Annotated in this window: 10 protein-coding genes, 1 tRNA gene and 2 rRNA genes (1 of these 13 running past the window's edge); 12 read left to right on the top strand and 1 reads right to left on the bottom strand. The window is 67.5% G+C overall.

Features of this window, described 5'->3' with window-relative positions; genetic code table 11:
• The 3 genes from OG627_RS07720 to OG627_RS07710 form a co-directional block, all read left to right on the top strand.
• Positions 1–3,100, top strand: a 23S ribosomal RNA gene (locus OG627_RS07720) (it extends 23 nt beyond the left edge of the window).
• A gap of 96 nt (positions 3,101–3,196) precedes the next feature.
• Positions 3,197–3,313, top strand: a 5S ribosomal RNA gene (gene rrf / locus OG627_RS07715).
• A gap of 179 nt (positions 3,314–3,492) precedes the next feature.
• Positions 3,493–3,565, top strand: a tRNA-Thr gene (locus OG627_RS07710).
• Positions 3,566–3,617: 52 nt separating this feature from the next.
• Here OG627_RS07710 and OG627_RS07705 read toward each other — a convergent pair.
• Entirely contained in the window at positions 3,618–6,251 is a 2,634-nt protein-coding gene (locus tag OG627_RS07705) for a SpoIIE family protein phosphatase (protein WP_329062750.1), read from the bottom strand.
• 348 nt (positions 6,252–6,599) lie between these two features.
• Between OG627_RS07705 and OG627_RS07700 the strand changes: the two genes are divergently transcribed.
• From OG627_RS07700 to OG627_RS07660, 9 genes are all read left to right on the top strand, one after another.
• Positions 6,600–12,173 carry a hybrid sensor histidine kinase/response regulator gene (locus OG627_RS07700; RefSeq protein ID WP_329062749.1) on the top strand — a complete coding sequence of 1,858 codons (5,574 nt, stop codon included), beginning with the start codon at positions 6,600–6,602 and terminating at the stop codon, positions 12,171–12,173.
• A gap of 277 nt (positions 12,174–12,450) precedes the next feature.
• Positions 12,451–13,119, top strand: coding sequence for a response regulator (locus OG627_RS07695; RefSeq protein WP_329062748.1), 669 nt, complete (start codon positions 12,451–12,453; stop codon positions 13,117–13,119).
• 215 nt (positions 13,120–13,334) lie between these two features.
• Positions 13,335–16,205: a DNA translocase FtsK gene (locus OG627_RS07690; RefSeq protein WP_329062747.1), complete on the top strand. Its 2,871-nt coding sequence runs from the start codon at positions 13,335–13,337 to the stop codon at positions 16,203–16,205.
• 454 nt (positions 16,206–16,659) lie between these two features.
• Positions 16,660–17,412 carry a helix-turn-helix domain-containing protein gene (locus tag OG627_RS07685; protein WP_329062746.1) on the top strand — a complete coding sequence of 251 codons (753 nt, stop codon included), beginning with the start codon at positions 16,660–16,662 and terminating at the stop codon, positions 17,410–17,412.
• A gap of 48 nt (positions 17,413–17,460) precedes the next feature.
• Positions 17,461–18,978, top strand: a complete 1,518-nt coding sequence (rimO, locus tag OG627_RS07680; protein WP_329062745.1) for a 30S ribosomal protein S12 methylthiotransferase RimO — start codon at positions 17,461–17,463, stop codon at positions 18,976–18,978.
• Positions 18,975–19,706 (top strand): CDP-diacylglycerol--glycerol-3-phosphate 3-phosphatidyltransferase, encoded by a 732-nt coding sequence (gene pgsA / locus OG627_RS07675; protein WP_329062744.1) that lies wholly within the window; start codon positions 18,975–18,977, stop codon positions 19,704–19,706. The genes rimO and pgsA overlap by 4 nt, the downstream gene beginning before the upstream one ends.
• Positions 19,703–20,251 (top strand): CinA family protein, encoded by a 549-nt coding sequence (locus OG627_RS07670; RefSeq protein ID WP_443073430.1) that lies wholly within the window; start codon positions 19,703–19,705, stop codon positions 20,249–20,251. The genes pgsA and OG627_RS07670 overlap by 4 nt, the downstream gene beginning before the upstream one ends.
• 109 nt (positions 20,252–20,360) lie before the next feature.
• Entirely contained in the window at positions 20,361–20,744 is a 384-nt protein-coding gene (locus OG627_RS07665) for a helix-turn-helix domain-containing protein (protein ID WP_114662598.1), read from the top strand.
• A 170-nt stretch (positions 20,745–20,914) separates the two neighbouring features.
• A complete protein-coding gene (locus OG627_RS07660) occupies positions 20,915–21,385 on the top strand; it encodes a Dps family protein (RefSeq protein ID WP_329062743.1) in 471 nt (156 codons plus the stop codon).
• The last annotated feature ends 9 nt before the right edge of the window (positions 21,386–21,394 follow it).

The raw sequence follows: 21,394 nt of genomic DNA, 5'->3' as shown, positions 1-21,394 counted from the left end.
GTGGATGCCTTGGTACCAGGAACCGATGAAGGACGTGGGAGGCCGCGATAGGCCCCGGGGAGCTGTCAACCGAGCTTTGATCCGGGGGTGTCCGAATGGGGAAACCCGGCAGTCGTCATGGGCTGTCACCCGCTGCTGAACACATAGGCAGTGTGGAGGGAACGAGGGGAAGTGAAACATCTCAGTACCCTCAGGAAGAGAAAACAACCGTGATTCCGGGAGTAGTGGCGAGCGAAACCGGATGAGGCCAAACCGTATGCGTGTGATACCCGGCAGGGGTTGCGTATACGGGGTTGTGGGAGTTCTTTTGATCGGTCTGCCGGCCGGTCGGCGAGTCAGAAACCGTATGGATAGGCGAAGGACATGCGAAAGGTCCGGCGTAGAGGGTAAGACCCCCGTAGCTGAAATCTGTACGGCTCGTTTGAGAACCACCCAAGTAGCACGGGGCCCGAGAAATCCCGTGTGAATCTGGCGGGACCACCCGCTAAGCCTAAATATTCCCTGGTGACCGATAGCGGATAGTACCGTGAGGGAATGGTGAAAAGTACCGCGGGAGCGGAGTGAAATAGTACCTGAAACCGTGTGCCTACAAGCCGTGGGAGCGTCGCTGGCAGCACTTGTGCTGTCAGTCGTGACTGCGTGCCTTTTGAAGAATGAGCCTGCGAGTTTGCGGTGTGTTGCGAGGTTAACCCGTGTGGGGAAGCCGTAGCGAAAGCGAGTCCGAATAGGGCGGTATAGTAGCGCGCTCAAGACCCGAAGCGGAGTGATCTAGCCATGGGCAGGTTGAAGCGGAGGTAAGACTTCGTGGAGGACCGAACCCACCAGGGTTGAAAACCTGGGGGATGACCTGTGGTTAGGGGTGAAAGGCCAATCAAACTCCGTGATAGCTGGTTCTCCCCGAAATGCATTTAGGTGCAGCGTCGTGTGTTTCTTGCCGGAGGTAGAGCACTGGATAGGCGATGGGCCCTACCGGGTTACTGACCTTAGCCAAACTCCGAATGCCGGTAAGTGAGAGCGCGGCAGTGAGACTGTGGGGGATAAGCTCCATGGTCGAGAGGGAAACAGCCCAGAGCATCGACTAAGGCCCCTAAGCGTACGCTAAGTGGGAAAGGATGTGGAGTCGCAGAGACAACCAGGAGGTTGGCTTAGAAGCAGCCATCCTTGAAAGAGTGCGTAATAGCTCACTGGTCAAGTGATTCCGCGCCGACAATGTAGCGGGGCTCAAGCGTACCGCCGAAGTCGTGTCATTGCAGTACATACCCCCAACGGGGACTGTGATGGGTAGGGGAGCGTCGTGTGCCGGGTGAAGCAGCAGCGGAAGCTAGTTGTGGACGGTTCACGAGTGAGAATGCAGGCATGAGTAGCGATACACACGTGGGAAACGTGTGCGCCGATTGACTAAGGGTTCCTGGGTCAAGCTGATCTGCCCAGGGTAAGTCGGGACCTAAGGCGAGGCCGACAGGCGTAGTCGATGGACAACCGGTTGATATTCCGGTACCCGCTTTGAAACGCCCAGTATCGAATCCATTAATGCTAAGGCCGTGAAGCCGTCCTGGAGCCTTCGGGCAAAGGGGAGTGGTGGAGCCGCTGATCCAAGGTGGTAGTAGGTAAGCGATGGGGTGACGCAGGAAGGTAGTCCAGCCCGGGCGGTGGTTGTCCCGGGGTAAGGGTGTAGGGCGTTGTCCAGGTAAATCCGGACAGCACAAGCCTGAGACCTGATGCCGAGCCGATTGTGGTGAAGTGGATGATCCTATGCTGTCGAGAAAAGCCTCTAGCGAGTTTCATGGCGGCCCGTACCCTAAACCGACTCAGGTGGTCAGGTAGAGAATACCGAGGCGTTCGGGTGAACTATGGTTAAGGAACTCGGCAAAATGCCCCCGTAACTTCGGGAGAAGGGGGGCCATTCTAGGTGATGGAATTTACTTCCTGAGCTTGGGGTGGCCGCAGAGACCAGCGAGAAGCGACTGTTTACTAAAAACACAGGTCCGTGCGAAGCCGTAAGGCGATGTATACGGACTGACGCCTGCCCGGTGCTGGAACGTTAAGGGGACCGGTTAGTCAATCTTCGGGTTGGCGAAGCTGAGAACTTAAGCGCCAGTAAACGGCGGTGGTAACTATAACCATCCTAAGGTAGCGAAATTCCTTGTCGGGTAAGTTCCGACCTGCACGAATGGCGTAACGACTTCTCGACTGTCTCAACCATAGGCCCGGTGAAATTGCACTACGAGTAAAGATGCTCGTTTCGCGCAGCAGGACGGAAAGACCCCGGGACCTTTACTATAGTTTGATATTGGTGTTCGGTTCGGCTTGTGTAGGATAGGTGGGAGACTTTGAAGCTTGGACGCCAGTTCAGGTGGAGTCGTCGTTGAAATACCACTCTGGTCGTGCTGGATGTCTAACCTGGGTCCGTGATCCGGATCAGGGACAGTGTCTGATGGGTAGTTTAACTGGGGCGGTTGCCTCCTAAAGAGTAACGGAGGCGCCCAAAGGTTCCCTCAGCCTGGTTGGTAATCAGGTGTTGAGTGTAAGTGCACAAGGGAGCTTGACTGTGAGACCGACGGGTCGAGCAGGGACGAAAGTCGGGACTAGTGATCCGGCGGTGGCTTGTGGAAGCGCCGTCGCTCAACGGATAAAAGGTACCCCGGGGATAACAGGCTGATCTTCCCCAAGAGTCCATATCGACGGGATGGTTTGGCACCTCGATGTCGGCTCGTCGCATCCTGGGGCTGGAGTCGGTCCCAAGGGTTGGGCTGTTCGCCCATTAAAGCGGTACGCGAGCTGGGTTTAGAACGTCGTGAGACAGTTCGGTCCCTATCCGCTGCGCGCGCAGGAGTCTTGAGAAGGGCTGTCCCTAGTACGAGAGGACCGGGACGGACGAACCTCTGGTGTGCCAGTTGTTCTGCCAAGGGCATGGCTGGTTGGCTACGTTCGGAAAGGATAACCGCTGAAAGCATCTAAGCGGGAAGCCTGCTTCGAGATGAGGACTCCCACCTCCTAGAGGGGTTAAGGCTCCCAGTAGACGACTGGGTTGATAGGCCAGATGTGGAAGACCGGTAACGGTTGGAGCTGACTGGTACTAATAGGCCGAGGGCTTGTCCTCAGTTGCTCGCGTCCACTGTGTTAGTTCTGAAGTAACGAACAGCCGTGACCGTCTTTAATTAGATGCGTATCCGGTGTTTGTTTAACTTCATAGTGTTTCGGTGGTCATTGCGTGAGGGAAACGCCCGGTTACATTCCGAACCCGGAAGCTAAGCCTCACAGCGCCGATGGTACTGCAGGGGGGACCCTGTGGGAGAGTAGGACGCCGCCGAACAATTATTGTGGGGATGCCCCGCACCTTATGGTGCGGGGCATTTCTGCGTTCACGGTCAGAAAGTCCCCAAGCCGCGGGGCCCGGTTCCCAACCCGGGCCGGCTCCCAGCCGGGCCGGATCAGTATGGCGACCGGTATTGAGCACGCCTGATCATCGGGTATGCTTCTTCTTGTTGCCGCGCCCCAATAGCTCAGTCGGTAGAGCGTCTCCATGGTAAGGAGAAGGTCTACGGTTCGATTCCGTATTGGGGCTCAACAAGAGAAAGGCCCCCGCCGACTGGCGGGGGCCTTTCTCGTTGTCTCGCTCAGCGCGGATCGGTCGGAAGCGGCTCCGGTACCCGCATGGCCAGGATGGCCATGTCGTCCGAGGCCGGTTCGGCCGCGAAGCGTTCCACGGCTCGCAGCACGCGGGAGGCGACCGCGCCCGCTGTCAGACCCGTACAGGTCGTCAGCACATCGGCCAGGCCGTCGTCGCCCAGCATGCGGGTGCCCTCCCTGCGCTCCGTGACGCCGTCGGTGACGCACAAGAGGACGTCTCCCGGGTCCAGGGTGACCGTCTGCTCGTACAGCTCCAGATCCTCCATGACGCCCAGCAGCGGCTGCGGTTCGGCGGCCGGTTCCACCGTGCCGTCCTGGCGCAGCCGGAGCGGGAGCGGGTGGCCGGCGCAGACCACCTTGAGCAGCGCGCTGCCGTCCTCCTGCGGCCACAACTCGCCGTAGAGCAGCGTCAGGAAGCGGCTGCGGGAGCCCTCGTCGAGGATCGCCGCGTTCAGCCGCTCCAGGACCGCCGGGCCGCTGAAGCCCTCGCGGGCCAGCAGGCGCAGCGCGTGGCGGGCCAGGCCGGTGACGGCCGCGGCCTCCGGGCCCGTACCGCAGACGTCTCCGATGGCGAAGCCGTACGCGTCGTCGCCGATCGGGAACAGGTCGTAGAAGTCGCCGCCGACCTCGTTGCCCTCGCCGGCCGCGCGGTAGATCACGTCGACTTCGACGCCGGGCACCTGGGGGAGGCCCGGCGGCAGCAGGCTGCGCTGGAGGGCCTGGCTGATGGCGGTGCGCTCCGAGTACAGGCGGGCGTTGTCGAGGGCGAGCGCCGCTCGGCGGGAGAGATCCTCGGCGAGCTCCAGGATCTCCTGGCGGAAGTGGTCGTCGGAGGGCTTGCCGAGGGTCAGCATGCCGATGACGCGGTTGCGCGCCACCAGCGGCAGGACCACGGTCTCGCCGCCGACCGCAGCGGCCGTGGCCAGCGTCGTGCCGACGCTCGACAGCGGGTGCTCGGAGTTTCTGCCCAGATCGCGCATGGAGGTACGCAGCGCCGCCTGGTGGGCGGCGTCCGCCGGGGCGGTCCAGACGCGGGCGCCCGGCGCCGGAACCGGTTCCGGCGGGTCGATCTTGGAGAGAAGGGCCTTGAGGCCGTCGATGCGGTCCTCGTCCTCGTGCAGCACGTAGGAGAGGTAAGGGTCCGACGCCTGGTCCGCGATCGTGTAGACGGCGCACCAAGTGGCCAGGGTCGGCACGGTCATCTGGGCCATCAGCGCGAGCGTCTGATCGCGGTCCAGGGTGCCGGCGAGGAGGTCGGACGCCTCCACGAGGAACGAGAGCGAACCGCGCCGGAGCCGCTCCAGTTCGCCGAGGCGGGCCGATTCGACGGCCAGGGCGATACGGTCAGCGGCGAACTGGAGGCGCAGCGCCTCCTCGTTCGAGTAGCGTCCGGCGCCTTCGGCGGCGACACCCAGGGATCCCGTGAGCCGGCCCTCGACCTTGAGCGGGACGGTGACGACGGAGCGCATCCCGGTGTTGTTGAGGAGGGGAACGGCGCCGGGGACGGCCGTCAGGTCCTCGTGGACGGCGGGCATCCGGGCCGAGCCGTAACGTCCCGTGCCGGCCTCCACCGGGACGCGGGCGAACCGCTGGCGGGCCGAGGGCAGTCCGGTGGAGGCCCGTACCTCCAGTTCCGTCTCGTCGTCCGTCGCGAGCAGCAGGAAGGCCGAGTCGCCGTCGAGCATGTCGCGGGCGCGTTCGACCGTGCGCTGGAGGAGCCCGTCGAGATCGTCGGGGGCGGGGGAGCCGATGAAGACCTCGAAGGGGTCCGCGGCGCGGCTTTCCGTGCCGGCATCGGTGGCGGGGGCGCGCAGCGGCGTCTGGATGACGGCGCGCTCGTAGTCCCGTACGAGGAGGCAGACGGTGGAGGGCTCGCCGTGGGTGTCGCGGACCCGCAGGTGGGTGGCGTACACGGGGATGACGCGGCCGTCGGCTCCCCTGACGCCGTAACTGCCCTCCCAGCGGGAGAGCTGGAGCGCCTCGGCGAAGCCGGTGCCGATGCCGGGCGTCTGCGGCCAGGCGGCGATGTCGGCGAGGGGTTTTCCGATGACCTTCTCGGCGGAGTATCCGAAGATGCTCTCGGCGTCCTCGTTCCAGTTGACGACGGTTCCGCCGCGGTCGATCTGTACGACGGCGACTCTGACCCGTTCGTCGGCGACGGGCAGCAGGCTGGTGGGGAGGACGGGCCCGGACGAGCGGGTGCCCACCTGGCGCTGGGGAAGTTCGAGCTGGAACCACACCTGTTTGAAGGTGGGCGTGTACTCGACGCCCCAGCGGGAGGCGAGGGCGGCGCACAGCAGCAGCCCCCGGCCGTTCTCCTGGTCGGGGGAGGCGAAGGACCGGCCCGACGCCTGGACGGGCACCTCGCGCTCCGGGTAGCGGTCCGCCACCTCGATACGGACGCCGTCCTCCGTACGGAGGCAGAGCACATCGGCGGCGGTGCCGGCGTGGATGACCGCGTTGGTGACGAGTTCGCTGGTGAGTACGACGGCGTCGTCGACGACATCCGAGTACCCCCACCCCTGGAGCGTGTCACGGACAAAGGCGCGGGCCGTCGCCACGGACCGCCCTACCGGGTCGAAGGTGGCAGCCGCACGCGCGGTGATCACAGCACTCCCCATTGGTCTTTCGTCGCTCCCCCGAGTTCTGTGCCCGTTTCTCGCGGCTTCGATTCGCTTGCCAGGCTAGACGGTCGCCCTGGGCCACGTGTGACGGAGTCCCGACTCGGTCCGGCCGAGGTGCGGCCCGCGGCCCTGCGCGGCGGCTCTGCGGGGGTGCGTGAGGGAGAGGGCCCTCTCGCCGGACCCTGCGGTCGGGGCGAGGACATGACCGCCCTTGTAGGCTTCAACGATTTGACGCTCACGTGGTCACGCGCCAACTGTTGGTGGTGGCAGTGAGTCGCAGTGAAACACTGGGCAGGCTTGTGGAGACGGCTCGGACGGTACGGAAACCCCTGCGGGAGGGACACGGTGGAGTCTGGCACGGCAGCGCGTGGCACGAGCACGCGCGCGAAAGGCGGACGGTCCCGAAGCGGCGGCGGGACCGTCGAAGTGGACGCGGCCGAGCTGAGCAGACTGCTCACGGCCCTGGTGTCGATGCGGGACGGGAATTTCCGTAAACGCCTGACCGTCTCCGGCGACGACGTGATGGCGGAGATCGCCGCCGTCTTCAACGAGGTCGGCGACCGCAATCTGCACCTCACCGGTGAGCTGGCCCGCGTACGGCGCGTGGTCGGGCGGGAAGGCAAGCTCACGGAGCGGCTGGAGACCGGGACCTGCGAGGGCTCCTGGGCCGCCGCGATCGACGCGTCGAACGCTCTGGTGGACGATCTGGCGCGGCCCGTCTCCGAGGTGGGCCGGGTGCTCTCCGCGGTCGCGGACGGCGATCTGGAGCAGCGCATGGAGCTGCGCTCCCAGTCGTCGGACGGGCCGGAGCGCCCGTTGCGCGGCGAGTTCCTGAAGGTGGCCCGTACGGTCAACAACCTGGTCGACCAGCTGTCCGCGTTCACCGACGAGGTGACCCGGGTGGCCCTGGAGGTCGGTACCGAGGGCAAGCTCGGGGGCCAGGCCACGGTGCGCGGGATGTCCGGGTCGTGGAAGGACCTGACGGACTCCGTCAACACGATGGCCTATCGGTTGACCGCTCAGGTGCGTGACATCGCACTCGTCACGACGGCCGTCGCCAAGGGGGATCTGTCGCGCAAGGTCACGGTCCATGTGGCCGGCGAGATGCTCCAGCTGAAGAACACCGTCAACACCATGGTGGATCAGCTGTCGTCCTTCTCCTCCGAGGTCACCAGGGTGGCCCGTGAGGTGGGCACCGAGGGCGAGCTGGGCGGTCAGGCGACCGTGCCGGGGGTCGCCGGGGTCTGGAAGGACCTCACCGATTCGGTGAACACGATGGCCGGGAACCTGACGAGCCAGGTGCGTGGCATCGCCGAGGTGACTGCGGCGGTCGCCAGTGGTGATCTGTCGCAGAAGGTCACGGTCAGCGCGCGCGGCGAGATGGCGCAGCTCGCCGAGACGATCAACCAGATGACCGAGACGCTGCGCACCTTCGCGGACGAGGTGACCCGGGTCGCGAGCGAGGTCGGGGCCGAGGGGCTGCTCGGTGGGCAGGCGCAGGTGCCGGGGGCGGCGGGGACCTGGAAGGACCTGACGGACTCCGTCAACACGGCCTTCCGCAATCTCACCGGTCAGGTGCGGGACATCGCGCAGGTGACGACGGCGGTCGCGAACGGTGACCTGTCGCAGAAGGTCACCGTGGACGTCGCCGGGGAGATGCTGGAGCTGAAAAACACCGTCAACACGATGGTGGACCAGCTCCAGTCGTTCGGTTCCGAGGTCACACGCGTGGCGCGGGAGGTCGGCGTCGAGGGCCGGCTCGGCGGTCAGGCCGAGGTGCCGGGGGCGGCGGGGACCTGGAAGGACCTGACGGACTCCGTCAACACGGCCTTCCATAACCTCACCGGTCAGGTGCGTGACATCGCGCAGGTGACGACGGCGGTCGCGAACGGTGACCTGTCGCAGAAGGTCACCGTGGACGTCGCGGGCGAGATGCTGGAGCTGAAGAACACCGTCAACACGATGGTGGCGCAGCTGTCCTCGTTCGCGGACCAGGTGACGGTCATGGCACGGGACGTGGGCACGGAGGGCCGGCTCGGCGGTCAGGCGCGGGTCGACGGCGTCAGTGGTACGTGGAAGGAGCTGACCGACTCCGTCAACTTCATGGCCGGCAACCTGACCTCGCAGGTCCGCCAGATCGCGCAGGTGACCACGGCGGTGGCGCGGGGTGACCTGTCGCAGAAGATCGACGTGGACGCGCGCGGCGAGATCCTGGAGCTCAAGAACACGATCAACACCATGGTCGACCAGCTCTCGGCCTTCGCCGAGCAGGTGACCAGGGTCGCCCGCGAGGTCGGTACCGACGGGCGGCTGGGCGGTCAGGCGCAGGTGCCCGGGGTGGCCGGCGTCTGGCGTGATCTGACCGACTCGGTGAACGGCATGGCGGGGAACCTCACCGCCCAGGTCCGCAGCATCGCGGGGGTCGCCACGGCGGTGGCCCGGGGCGATCTGTCGCAGAAGATCGACGTGGACGCGCGCGGTGAGCTGCTGGAGCTGAAGAGCACCCTCAACACGATGGTGGACCAGCTGTCCGACTTCGCCGAGCAGGTGACGCGGGTGGCCCGCGAGGTGGGCACCGAGGGCATCCTCGGCGGCCAGGCCGAGGTGCAGGGCGTCTCGGGCACCTGGAAGGACCTCACGCAGTCCGTCAACTTCATGGCGAACAACCTGACTTCCCAGGTCCGCAATATCGCCGAGGTGACGACGGCGGTAGCCATGGGGGATCTGTCCAAGAAGATCACCGTCGACGCCCGGGGGGAGTTCCTCGATCTGGTGACGACCGTCAACACGATGGTCGATCAGCTGTCCAACTTCGCCGACGAGGTGACGCGGGTCGCCCGTGAGGTGGGTACGGAGGGCATTCTCGGCGGCCAGGCGAGGGTCCGGGGCGTCACCGGGATCTGGAAGGACCTCAGCGACAACGTCAACACCATGGCCAACAACCTGACGAGTCAGGTGCGCAATATCTCGCGCGTCTCCTCGGCCGTCGCCCACGGTGACCTGACCAAGAAGGTGACGGTGGAGGCGCGCGGCGAGATCGCGGAGCTGGCCGACACCGTCAACACGATGGTGACGACGCTGTCGTCCTTCGCGGACGAGGTCACCCGTGTCGCGCGCGAGGTGGGTACGGAGGGGGAACTGGGCGGCCAGGCCCGGGTGCCCGGCGTCTCCGGTACGTGGAAGGACCTCACCGAGTCCGTGAACTCGATGGCGTCCAATCTGACCGGTCAGGTGCGCCAGATCGCCACGGTCACCACCGCCATCGCCAAGGGCGATCTCACCAAGAAGATCGACATCGACGCGCGCGGGGAGATCCTGAAGCTGAAGAACACGATCAACACGATGGTCGACCAGCTCTCCTCGTTCGCCGACCAGGTCACCAGGGTGGCCCGTGAGGTGGGTACGGACGGCCAGCTGGGCGGTCAGGCGCGGGTGCGGGACGTCGACGGCACCTGGCGCGACCTCACCGAATCGGTGAACGAGATGGCCGGGAACCTGACGCGTCAGGTACGGGCCATCGCCGCCGTGGCCACGGCGGTGACCAGGGGCGATCTGAACCTCAAGATCGACGTTGACGCGGCGGGCGAGATCCAGGTCCTCCAGGACAACATCAATACGATGATCGCCAATCTCCGGGACACCACGCTCGCCAATGAGGAGCAGGACTGGCTGAAGGGCAACCTCGCCCGGATCTCCGGTCTGATGCAGGGCCGGCGCGACCTGGAGGACGTGGCCTCGCTGATCATGAGCGAGCTGACCCCGGTGGTCTCGGCGCAGCACGGCGCGTTCTTCCTGGCGATGCAGACGGGCACGGTGCCCCAGGTCGGTACGGATGTCGGCAGGGACGGTTCGTACGAGCTGTGCATGCGCGGCAGTTACGGCTACTCGGCCGGTTCGATGCCGACGTCCTTCCGGCCCGGTGAGACGCTCATCGGCACGGCGGCCGAGGAGAAGCGCACCATCCAGGTCAATGTGCCGCCGGGGTATCTGAAGATCTCCTCCGGACTGGGGGAGGCGTCCCCGGCGCATGTGATCGTGCTTCCGGTGCTCTTCGAGGGGAAGGTCCTCGGGGTGATCGAGCTGGCGTCGTTCCAGCCGTTCACCCAGATCCAGCGGGACTTCCTCAACCAGATCGCGGAGATGATCGCGACCAGCGTCAACACCATCAGCGTCAACTCGAAGACCGAGGTGCTGCTGAAGCAGTCGCAGGAGCTGACGGAGCAGCTGCGGGAGCGTTCGGCGGAGCTGGAGAACCGGCAGAAGGCCCTTCAGGTGTCCAACGCTGAGCTGGAGGACAAGGCCGAGCTGCTGGCGCAGCAGAACCGCGACATCGAGGTGAAGAACACCGAGATCGAAGAGGCCAGGCAGGTGCTGGAGGAGCGGGCGGAGCAGCTCGCCGTCTCGATGCGCTACAAGTCCGAGTTCCTGGCGAACATGTCGCACGAGCTGCGCACGCCGCTGAACTCGCTGCTGATCCTGGCGAAGCTGCTCGCGGACAACGCGGAGTCGAATCTCTCCCCGAAGCAGGTGGAGTTCGCGGAGACGATCCACGGCGCGGGGTCGGACCTGCTCCAGCTGATCAACGACATCCTCGATCTGTCGAAGGTCGAGGCGGGCAAGATGGACGTGAGCCCGACCCGGATCGCCCTGGTCCAGCTCGTCGACTACGTGGAGGCGACGTTCCGGCCGCTCACGGCGGAGAAGGGACTCGACTTCTCGGTGCGGGTCTCGCCCGAGCTGCCCGCGACGCTGCACACGGACGAGCAGCGGCTGCTCCAGGTCCTGCGCAATCTGCTGTCCAACGCGGTGAAGTTCACCGACGGGGGCGCGGTGGAACTGGTGATCCGGCCGGCGGGCACGGATGTGCCGGACGCCATCAGGGAGCAGCTGCTGGAGGCCGGTTCGCTGCGTGACGCGGACGGTGATCTGATCGCGTTCTCGGTGACCGACACGGGCATCGGTATCGCGGCGAGCAAGATGCGCGTGATCTTCGAGGCGTTCAAGCAGGCCGACGGCACGACGAGCCGGAAGTACGGCGGTACGGGGCTGGGGCTGTCCATCAGCCGCGAGATCGCGCGGCTGCTCGGCGGAGAGATCCACGCGGCGAGCGAGCCGGGGCGCGGTTCGACGTTCACGCTCTATCTGCCGCTCCACCCGAGCCAACTGCCTCCGCAGGGCTATCCGCAGCTGCCGCCCGCAGGCATGCAGTCGCCGTCGCGGGCGGTGGAGGACGCCACGGCCGAGGTGACGGGACAGGCACGTCCGGAGGCGTTGCCCCCGGCGGAGCTGCCGGGTCCCGCCGCGCTGTTCAGGCGCCGCCGCAAGGGTGTGGGCGCGGGCCTGGGAGAGCAGGGCACCGGAGCGTCCGGGCGAGGACAGGGCTCCCAGGCGTGGCAGGGGACTTCAGCGGCTGCTGACGGGTCCGGCGGCGTGTCGTCCGGGGGCGGAGCCCCGTGGGCGGTGGGGGGCGCTGTGCCCGGGCGTCAGGAGGTTTCTGGCGAAGCGCGGCAGGAGGCGCCCGCGGAGAGCCGTACGTTCATGTTCACCGGCGAGAAGGTGCTGATCGTCGACGACGACATCCGCAACGTCTTCGCTCTCACCAGCGTGCTGGAACAGCACGGGCTTTCGGTGCTGTACGCGGAGAACGGCCGGGAGGGCATCGAAGTCCTGGAGCAGCACGACAATGTGACGGTCGTTCTGATGGACATCATGATGCCGGAGATGGACGGATACGCGACGACGACGGCGATCCGCCGGATGCCGCAGTTCGCCGGGCTGCCCATCATCGCGCTCACCGCGAAGGCGATGAAGGGCGACAAGGAGAAGGCCCTGGACGCCGGAGCTTCCGACTATGTGACGAAGCCTGTCGATCCGGATCATCTGCTGTCGGTCATGGAGCGGTGGATGCACGGCGAGTGACCGAACTGCGTGACAATCGGATCGCGATGGAGCCCAACTGTGTCTGCGGGCGTGTGAGCCACCGGTATTCGGGGAACCTTCTGGGCTTCCGCGACGTTTCCGCTTCAAGCACAGTGACATCACAGTGACAGGGTGTGGCGACGGGCGGGGTGCGGCTACCATGACCGGCACAAGGACGGACGGCGTAAGGGAGTCGTCCTCTGGGGCGGCGACCGGCGTTACGCAGGGCGTCGCGAACAGGGGACGCCCCGCGCCGGGGCGAGGAGGGCGGGCGGCCATGGTGCAGAAGGCCAAGATCCTCCTGGTCGATGACCGGCCGGAGAATCTGCTGGCGCTGGAGGCCATTCTCTCCGCGCTCGATCAGACGCTGGTGCGGGCATCGTCAGGGGAGGAAGCGCTCAAAGCGCTGCTGACGGACGACTTCGCGGTCATTCTGCTGGATGTCCAGATGCCGGGGATGGACGGGTTCGAGACTGCCGCGCACATCAAGCGGCGGGAGCGCACCCGCGACATCCCGATCATTTTTCTCACAGCGATCAACCACGGCCCGCATCACACCTTCCGGGGATACGCGGCGGGCGCGGTGGACTACATCTCGAAGCCGTTCGACCCCTGGGTGCTGCGCGCCAAGGTGTCGGTCTTCGTCGAGCTGTACATGAAGAACTGCCAGCTGAAGGAGCAGGCCGAACTGCTCAGACTTCAGCTCGCCGGGGCGGGCGAGGCCAGAGAACCGAACGGTCTGCTGGCCGAACTGTCCGCGCGGCTCGCGGCAGTTGAGGAGCAGGCGGAAGCGCTCTCCAAGCAGTTGGACGACGACGCGGCGGACGCCTCCGCGGTGGCGACCGCCGCCCATCTGGAGCGCAAACTCACCGGTCTGCGCCGGGCACTGGACGCGCTGGAGCCGGGTGCGGGGAGCGGCATGCCGCCGCTTCCCTCGCAGAACTGAGCGCGGTCCGCCGGACCCGGGCGGGATCCGGCGACCGGCCCGGTGGGGGGCGGCCCGGCGAGAGGGCCCCGTTCCCGGTCCTGTCGCCGTCGGCGGCCCGGCCGGCTCGGCCCGCGTGAAGCCGCGTCAGTTTCCCGCCGAGTCGCGGGCGACACGAACGGGTGAAGCGGTAGTCACACGTGTCCCCAGCCGTTCACACCGGTAACCTCACCACCATGGCCTCACGTACGTCCGGCAATGGCTCCCAGGGCACGGCGGGCACCGCGAAGCCGCGGGCCGGCCGTACGACCGGCGCCGCGAAGGCGGCGCCCGCCAAGAAGACAGCGGCGAAGAAGACGGCGCCCACGAAGAAGGCTCCGGCAAGGAAGGCCCCCGCGAAGAAGGCCGCCGCCAAACCGGCACCCAGGCCCGCGCCGTCCCCCACCGGGGGCGTGTACCGCGTGGTCCGCGCCGTATGGCTCGGGGCGGCACACGGAGTGGGCGCGATGTTCCGGGGCATAGGGCGCGGCGCCAAGGGCCTCGACCCGGCGCACCGCAAGGACGGTGTGGCGCTCCTGCTGCTCGGCATCGCCCTGGTCATCGCGGCGGGCACCTGGTCGAATCTGCACGGCCCGGTCGGTGATCTGGTCGAGATGCTGATCACCGGCGCCTTCGGACGCCTCGATCTGCTCGTACCGATACTGCTGGGCGTCGTCGCCGTACGGCTGATCCTCTATCCCGAGAAACCCGACGCCAACGGCCGGATCGTCATCGGCCTCTCCGCGCTGATCGTCGGTGTCCTCGGGCTGGTCCACATCGCCTGCGGCGCCCCGGGACGCGGCGAGGGCACCGCCGCGATGCAGGACGCGGGCGGGCTCATCGGCTGGGCCGCGTCCATGCCGCTGATCTTCACCACCGGCGAGGTGCTCGCCGTACCCCTGCTCCTGCTGCTCACGATCTTCGGTCTGCTGGTCGTCACCGCGACCCCCGTCAACGCCATTCCCCGCCGGCTTCGGCAGCTCGGCGTCAAACTCGGGATCGTCGAACCCGCCCATGAGCGCGGCCGGTTCGACGACGACGGCTACGACGAGCGGTACGACGACGGGCCGTACGACGACGACGAGCGCTACGACGAGCAGTGGCGCCAGGCGCTGCCCGGGGCCGGCGCGCGCCGCTCGCCCGCCCGGCGCGGTGGCCCGCCGCAGGAGTACGACGCGGACCGGGCCGAGTCCGAGGCGCTCGCCAAGCGGCGCAGGCCGCGCCGGCCCTCCGTGCAGCCGTCCATGGACCGCTCCATGGACGCGGTGGATGTGGCGGCGGCCGCGGCTGCGGCGCTGGACGGTGCCGTGCTCAACGGGATGCCGCCCTCGCCGATCGTCGCGGACCTCACGCAGGGCGTCTCCGTGGACCGTACGCGCAAGCCGGGACAGCGCCCCGGGGAGCGGGCCGACCGGCCGGCGGCGGACGAGAGCGACGTGGAGCGCTCCGCGCCCGTACCGGCGGCGCGCGAGGAGCGGTCCAGGCCCGCCGGCGCCCGCCCCGGGGCCGCTCCCGTCGCTGACCTGACCAAGCCGACCCCCGCACAGGACAAGCCGCTCCCGGCGCGGGCCGAGCAGCTCCAGCTCAGCGGCGACATCACGTACTCACTGCCCTCGCTGGACCTGCTGGAGCGCGGCGGCCCCGGCAAGACGCGCAGCGCCGCCAACGACGCCGTCGTCGCCTCGCTCAGCAATGTCTTCCAGGAGTTCAAGGTCGACGCGGCCGTCACCGGCTTCACCCGGGGCCCCACGGTCACGCGGTACGAGGTGGAGCTGGGCCCGGCCGTGAAGGTCGAGCGGATCACCGCGCTCACCAAGAACATCGCGTACGCCGTCGCCAGCCCCGACGTACGGATCATCTCCCCGATCCCCGGCAAGTCCGCGGTCGGCATCGAGATCCCCAACACCGACCGGGAGATGGTCAACCTCGGCGATGTGCTGCGCCTCGCGGACGCCGCCGAGGACGACCATCCGATGCTGGTGGCGCTCGGCAAGGACGTCGAGGGCGGCTACGAGATGGCCAATCTCGCGAAGATGCCCCACCTGCTGGTGGCGGGAGCGACCGGCTCCGGAAAGTCGTCCTGCATCAACTGCCTGATCACCTCGGTGATGGTCAGGGCCACCCCGGAGGACGTCCGGATGGTCCTCGTGGACCCCAAGCGGGTCGAGCTGACCGCCTACGAGGGCATCCCGCACCTGATCACACCGATCATCACCAACCCCAAGCGGGCCGCCGAGGCGCTCCAGTGGGTCGTGCGCGAGATGGATCTGCGCTACGACGACCTGGCGGCCTACGGATTCCGGCACATCGACGACTTCAACAAGGCCGTGCGCGCCGGCAAGGTCAAGGTGCCCGAGGGCAGCGAGCGCGAGCTGTCCCCGTATCCGTATCTGCTGGTCATCGTGGACGAGCTGGCGGACCTGATGATGGTCGCGCCGCGTGACGTCGAGGACGCCATCGTCCGTATCACCCAGTTGGCCCGGGCCGCCGGCATCCATCTGGTGCTCGCCACCCAGCGGCCCTCGGTCGACGTGGTCACCGGGCTGATCAAGGCGAACGTACCGTCGCGGCTCGCCTTCGCGACGTCCTCACTGGCGGACAGCCGGGTCATCCTCGACCAGCCGGGCGCGGAGAAACTGATCGGCAAGGGGGACGGTCTGTTCCTCCCGATGGGAGCGAACAAGCCGACCCGCATGCAGGGCGCCTTCGTCACCGAGGACGAGATCCAGGCGGTCGTCCAGCACTGCAAGGACCAGATGACGCCGGTCTTCCGCGACGACGTCGTGGTCGGTACGGCGAAGAAGAAGGAGATCGACGAGGACATCGGCGACGACCTCGATCTGCTCTGCCAGGCCGTCGAACTGGTCGTCTCCACCCAGTTCGGCTCCACCTCGATGCTCCAGCGGAAGCTGCGCGTCGGATTCGCCAAGGCGGGCCGGCTGATGGACCTCATGGAATCGAGGAACATCGTGGGGCCGAGCGAGGGGTCCAAGGCCCGCGACGTGCTCGTCAAGGCGGACGAACTCGACGGGGTGCTCGGCGTGATCCGGGGGGAGAGCCCGGCCTGATCCGGAGGGAGCCGCACCGGGACCGCGGGGCGGCTCCACTCGGTCGTCGCCAGCGGGAAACCCCCAGGGAAACGGGACGTCCGGCGACTCGCCGGAGGAGTAACGCCGTAAGGGGGAATCTTCCCGGATTTCGGGGGAACGCGGAGGGCAACCGTTTCCCTTGGCCGGGCGTCAAGTTGGAGAGGGGAAAAGCATCGTGTTCCCCCCTCGCGCCGTCCGGCCCTTCTGATGGCGTACAAAGTGCATCCGCCCGGTTGCCCCACCCTTTCGTACCACCCATAGACTGAGACTGAACCTCCAGCAGGTGGCTACACGCTCGAAAGGCGCCCCCGTGTCCATCGGCAACTCTTCCGACGGCAAATCCCCAGACGGCAACGCCCCCGACGACCAGGTTCCCGACGGTCAGCAGCCCGGCGGCAACCCTCCTGAAGACGAACGGCCTTCGATCGGCCACGTGCTTCGGCAAGCGCGTGTCGCGGCGCATCTGACGGTCGACGAGATCAGCGGCTCCACCCGGGTGCGCATCCCCATCGTGCACGCGATCGAACAGGACGACTTCTCGCGCTGCGGCGGCGACGTCTACGCCCGCGGGCACATCCGGATGCTCGCCCGCGAGGTGGGACTCGACCCCGAGCCCCTCATCGAGCAGTTCGACTCCGAGCGCGGAGGGCGTCCCGCGCCGACTCCCGCCGCGCCGATGTTCGAAGCCGAGCGGATCAGGCCCGAACGGCGCCGTCCCAACTGGACCGCCGCCATGGTGGCCGCGATCGTCGCCGTGGTCGGCTTCGTCGGCTTCACCCTGTTCAACGGTGGCGGCGACGCGACGAAGACCAAAGAGGTCGCCGAGGGCCCCAAGCCCGAGAAGAGCGAGGTCAAGCCCAGCGCGACCAAGAAGACCGAGCCCAAGCCCGAGCCGTCCGACAGCGCGATCGCTGCGGCGCCGCGCGACAAGGTCACGGTGAAGCTGTCGGCCATGGACGACAAGAGCTGGATCTCCGCCAAGGCGCACAACGGCCGACTGCTGTTCGACGGAATCCTGCTCAAGGGTGATTCCAAGACCTTCCAGGACGATGAGCAGATCGATCTGATCCTCGGAAACGCGGGCGCGATCGAGCTGTACGTCAACGGCAAGAAGGTCCAGGACGAGTTCCAGTCCGGCCAGGTCGAGCGTCTTTCGTACACGCAGGGTGACCCCGAGGCGGGCTGAGCACCCTGCACGGCAGGGGCGGGGCCGGGACAAAGTAGTCTTGAGCCCATGCCCGAACGCCGTACCGTCGCCCTTGTCACTCTTGGCTGCGCCCGTAACGAGGTGGACTCGGAGGAGCTTGCAGGCCGCTTGGCAGCGGACGGCTGGGAGCTCGTCCAGGACGCCTCCGGGGCGGATGTCGCCGTCGTCAACACCTGCGGATTCGTCGAGGCCGCGAAGAAGGACTCCGTCGACGCCCTGCTGGAAGCCAACGATCTCAAGGATCAGGGCAGAACCCAGGCCGTGGTGGCCGTCGGCTGCATGGCCGAGCGCTACGGCAAGGAGCTCGCCGAGGCGCTGCCCGAGGCGGACGGTGTGCTCGGCTTCGACGACTACGCCGACATCTCCGACCGGCTCCAGACCATTCTGAACGGCGGCGTCCACGCCTCGCACACCCCGCGCGACCGCCGGAAGCTGCTGCCCCTCAGCCCGGTCGAGCGGCAGGGCGCCGACGTGGCACTGCCCGGCCACGCGCAGACCCTCGACGAGGTGGCCCCCGCCCCCGCCGACCTGCCGGACGGGATCGCCCCGGCCTCCGGACCGCGCGCGCCCCTGCGGCGGCGCCTCGACACCAGCCCCGTCGCCTCCGTGAAGCTCGCCTCCGGCTGCGACCGGCGCTGCTCCTTCTGCGCCATCCCCTCCTTCCGCGGCTCCTTCATCTCCCGGCGCCCCTCCGACGTGCTCGGTGAGACGCGCTGGCTGGCCGAGCAGGGCGTCAAGGAGGTCATGCTCGTCTCCGAGAACAACACGTCGTACGGCAAGGACCTCGGCGACATCCGGCTGCTGGAGACACTGCTGCCCGAGCTGGCGGCCGTCGACGGGATCGAGCGGGTACGCGTCAGCTACCTCCAGCCCGCCGAGATGCGGCCGGGGCTGATCGACGTCCTGACCTCGACGCCGAAGGTCGCGCCGTACTTCGACCTGTCCTTCCAGCACTCGGCGCCGAGTGTGCTGCGCTCGATGCGGCGCTTCGGGGACACCGACCGCTTCCTGGAGCTGCTGGAGACCATCCGGGGCAAGGCGCCGCAGGCCGGAGTGCGCTCCAACTTCATCGTCGGTTTCCCCGGGGAGACCGAAGCGGACTTCGCCGAGCTGGAACGCTTCCTCACCGGTGCCCGGCTCGACGCCATCGGCGTCTTCGGGTACTCGGACGAGGACGGCACCGAGGCGGCGACCTACGACGGCAAGCTGGACGAGGACGTCGTCGCCGAGCGGTTGGCCCATCTGTCGCGGCTGGCCGAGGAACTGACCGCGCAGCGGGCCGAGGAACGGCTCGGTGAGAGCCTTGAGGTGCTCGTCGAGTCCATCGACCCGGACGGCGCCGACGGCGAGGCCGCGGTGGGCCGGGCGGCGCACCAGGCCCCCGAGACGGACGGCCAAGTGATCTTCACCTCGCGCGAGGGCCTGCGTCCGGGCCGTATCGTCGGGGCGAAGGTGATCGGCACCGAGGGCGTGGACCTGGTGGCCGAGTGCTACGAGCTGCCGGGGGACGAGCCGCGGACCCCGGGCGAGGAGGCGGCCAGATGACCGGAGTGCCGGCGTCCGCGGCGGGCGGCACCGGTGCGACGCCCGTGACGGGCGGCTCCGGGGGCAAGCCGGCGCCCGGCGGCAATCCGGGGCCCGGCCGTAAACCGGCGCCCGGTGGCAAGCTGGGGGCGGCGGCGGTCAATCAGGCCAGCCTGTGGAACATCGCCAACATCCTCACCATGGTGCGGCTGGTGCTCGTGCCCTGCTTCGTCCTGCTGCTGCTCCAGGACGGCGGTTTCGACCCCGTCTGGCGCGCCTGGGCGTGGGCCGCGTTCGCCGTCGCCATGATCACGGACATCTTCGACGGACATCTGGCCCGTACGTACAACCTGGTCACCGACTTCGGGAAGATCGCCGACCCGATCGCGGACAAGGCGATCATGGGTGCGGCGCTGGTCTGTCTGTCCGCGCTCGGCGATCTGCCGTGGTGGGTGACCGGGGTCATCCTTTTCCGTGAACTCGGCATCACCCTGATGCGGTTCTGGGTGATCAGACACGGAGTGATCCCCGCCAGCCGCGGCGGCAAGATGAAGACGCTGGCCCAGGGCACGGCCGTGGGCATGTACGTGCTCGCGCTGACCGGGCCGCTGGCCACGCTGCGCTTCTGGACGATGGCCGTCGCCGTCGTCCTGACGGTCGTCACCGGCCTCGATTACGTGCGCCAGGCGATCGTGCTGCGGCGCCAGGGGCTCGCGGCCGAGCGGGCCGAGGCGGGGTCCGCGCCGTGAGGGGCCCGGCCGGGCCGGAGACGGGGGAGAGCGGGGCGGCCGGTGCGGCCGCCGTGCTGGCCGCGCTGGACGAGCGCGGTGGGACGCTGGCCGTCGCGGAGTCCCTCACCGGCGGTCTGGTGGCCGCGGAGCTGACGGCCGTCCCCGGTGCCTCCCGTACCTTCCGCGGGTCCGTCACGGCGTACGCGACCGATCTCAAGCGGGACGTACTCGGCGTCGACGGGACCCTTCTGGGGGAGCGCGGTGCGGTGGATCCCGAGGTCGCGCGCCAGATGGCGGCCGGCGTACGGCGGCTGCTCGACGCCTCCTGGGGCGCGGCGACCACCGGGGTGGCGGGCCCCGATCCGCAGGACGGACAGCCGGTCGGCACCGTGTACGTCGCGGTCGCCGGGCCGCTGGGCGCCGGGAAAGTGGTCGCGCTGCGGTTGAACGGCGACCGGGCGGACATCCGTAAAGAGAGTGTACGGAGCGTGCTCGGGCTACTCCTCAGCGAACTGTCCGGAAACGGGCGGGCACAGGATACGGAACAGAACGGGGGGAATTGATGTTTACAGCCCTGAGTGAACACGACATCACTCCCCGCACGGCCGCGGCGCGAGGCGGTACGGTGGGGCGTGAAGGATGCGGCTACGCGGTCCGAGGAGGGAGCCACCGATGATTCTGCTCCGTCGCCTGCTTGGTGACGTGCTGCGTCGGCAGCGCCAGCGCCAGGGCCGTACTCTGCGCGAAGTCTCCTCGTCCGCCCGAGTCTCGCTCGGCTATCTCTCCGAGGTGGAGCGGGGGCAGAAGGAGGCATCCTCCGAACTGCTCTCCGCGATCTGCGACGCGCTTGACGTACGGATGTCCGAGCTCATGCGTGAAGTGAGCGACGAACTGTCGTTGGCGGAGCTGGCCGCGTCGGCGGCGGCGAACGAGCCGCTGTCTGCGCCAGTACGCCCCATGCTCAATTCCGTCTCTGTGACGTCGGTGGCCGGAGTGCCGACGGAACGGGTGACCATCAAAGCGCCTGCGGAAGCGGTGGATGTCGTCGCCGCCTGACTGCGCTCAGTTCAAAAGGTTTGCCGAGAGCCCCGGTTGGTACCCGTACCGACCGGGGCTTTTGTTCTCCCTTCAGGAGACCGCTTTGTCGCATTTGTGCCATGGTGGGAACTGAGAAGTGAGCTGAGAAAAGAGCTGAGACGGAAGAAAACGGAACTGGAGGATCCTGCATGTCTGTCGTGAAGAGTTCCCTGTCCGAGGAGAATCTGAAGCTGGTCGGCGAGGCGCTCCAAGGCGCGCTGGTCGATCTGGTCGACCTCTCGCTGGTGGCCAAGCAGGTCCACTGGAACATCGTCGGGCCGCGCTTCCGGTCCGTGCACCTCCAGCTCGACGAGGTCGTGACCACGGCGCGACAGCACTCGGACACCGTCGCGGAGCGGGCCTCCGCCATGGGCGTGACGCCGGACGGGCGGGCCGCGACCGTGGCGGGGACGAGTGCGATCGGGCCCGTGCCCAACGGCTGGATCAAGGACGTGGACGCGGTACGGATCCTGGTGGACGCGCTCGGCGCGGTGATCACCAGGATGCGTGAGCGGATCGAGGTGACGGACGCGCCGGACCCGGTGACGCAGGATGTGCTGATCCAGGTGGCCGCGGACCTCGAGAAGCACGCCTGGATGTTCCAGGCGGAGAGCGCCTGATACGGGGCG

The sequence above is a fragment of the Streptomyces sp. NBC_01429 genome, from assembly GCF_036231945.1.
Taxonomy (GTDB): Bacteria; Actinomycetota; Actinomycetes; order Streptomycetales; family Streptomycetaceae; genus Streptomyces.
Note: the sequence above shows the minus strand (reverse complement) of the source record. Positions and strands in the feature narration are given on the sequence as shown.